The organism is Conexibacter stalactiti (assembly GCF_033542075.1).
Classification (GTDB): domain Bacteria; phylum Actinomycetota; class Thermoleophilia; order Solirubrobacterales; family Solirubrobacteraceae; genus Conexibacter; species Conexibacter stalactiti.
In genome coordinates this window covers 1-1,415 of record NZ_JAWSTH010000223.1, presented here as the reverse complement: position 1 = coordinate 1,415, position 1,415 = coordinate 1, and the positions used below count along the sequence as shown (strand labels likewise).

2 protein-coding genes are annotated in these 1,415 nt (G+C 77.7%); both read left to right on the top strand.

All coding sequences use genetic code 11. The annotated features are described in order from the left end of the window. Positions 1-840 (top strand): FAD:protein FMN transferase (locus R7226_RS31440; protein WP_318601513.1); only part of this gene is annotated, 840 nt, incomplete at its 5' end. After that, positions 837-1,415: ferric reductase-like transmembrane domain-containing protein (locus R7226_RS31435; protein ID WP_318601512.1), on the top strand; the 579-nt coding region annotated here is incomplete at its 3' end. The genes R7226_RS31440 and R7226_RS31435, both read left to right, overlap by 4 nt.

The window sequence follows — 1,415 nt, the reverse complement described above, 5'->3', positions numbered from 1 at the left end:
CTTGGCCTCCGACTTGACGCGGCCGCCCCGCCCCTGCGCGACGCCGCGCCCCCGCCGCGCGACGCGGGCGCGTGGCGGCGCGTCGAGGTCGACGAGCTGCTGGGCGTCGTGCGCGTGCCGGCCGGCGTCGAGCTGGACCTCGGCGCGAGCGCGAAGGCGCTCGCCGCCGACCATGCCGCGCGGGCGGCGGTCGTGCGCACCGGCGCCGGGGTGCTGGTCGCGCTCGGCGGCGACATCGCCGTCGCGGGCCCGCCGCCGCCCGGCGGCTGGACGATCCGCGTCAGCGACGACCATGCCGACGGCGGTGGCCGCGCGACCGTCGGCCTCGATGGAGCGGCCGCGCGCGACGCCGCGCGTGGCGACGACGGCCCTGCCGAGACGATCGCGATCGTGGACGGCGGGCTGGCGACCTCCGGCACGACCGTGCGCCGTTGGGTCGCGGGCGGCGAGCTGCGTCACCACGTGATCGACCCGCGCACCGGAGCGCCCGCGCAGACGCCATGGCGAACCGTCGCGGTCGCGGCGGCGTCATGTGTCGACGCCAACGCCGCCACGACCGCCGCGCTCGTGCGCGGCGCCGACGCCCCGCGCTGGCTGCATTCGCTCGGCCTGCCAGCCCGCCTCGTCACGACTGACGGCGCCGTGCTGCACGTCGGCGACTGGCCGGGCGCGGAGCGCTCGTCTCGCGGCGCGGACGCGACAAATCCCGGCGCGGACGCGACAAATCGCAGCGCGGACGCGACAAATCGCGGCGCGGACGCGACGGATCCCGGCGCGGACGCACCCCGGCGCGCCGCGGCTCCGCCGCGCGTCCGCTTCGTCCCGCTGGAGCGACGATGATCGCGCTCGCCGCCACCAGCCCGCTGTGGCTGGCGACGCGCGGGGCGGGGATCGTCGCGCTGCTGCTGCTGACCGTCACGCTCGTGCTCGGGGTCGCCGACGTGAAGCGCTGGCGGGCGCCCGGCTGGCCGCGATTCGTGGTCGACGCGATCCACCGCGGCGCGTCGCTGCTGTCGATCCTCTTCGTCGCGCTGCACGTCGCCACGACGGTGCTCGACGGCTACGTGGCGATCGGCTGGCTCGATGCGCTGATCCCGTTCGCCAGCCCCTACGAGACGTTCTGGGTCGGGCTCGGCACGGTCGCCTTCGACATCCTGCTGCTGCTCGGCCTCAGCGGCCTGCTGCGACAGCGTGTCGGCCACCGCACCTGGCGTGCGATCCACTGGAGCGCCTACGGCTGCTGGCCGATCGCGCTCGTCCACGCGCTCGGGACCGGCAGCGACGCCGCCACGCCGTGGATGCTCGCCGTCGCTGCGCTCTGCGCGCTCGCGGTCGCCGGCGCGGTCGCGCTGCGGGTCGGCGGCGTGGGTGGCGCGGGCGGCGGCCGCGCGGGCATCGGGCACGGCGCCGGCGCG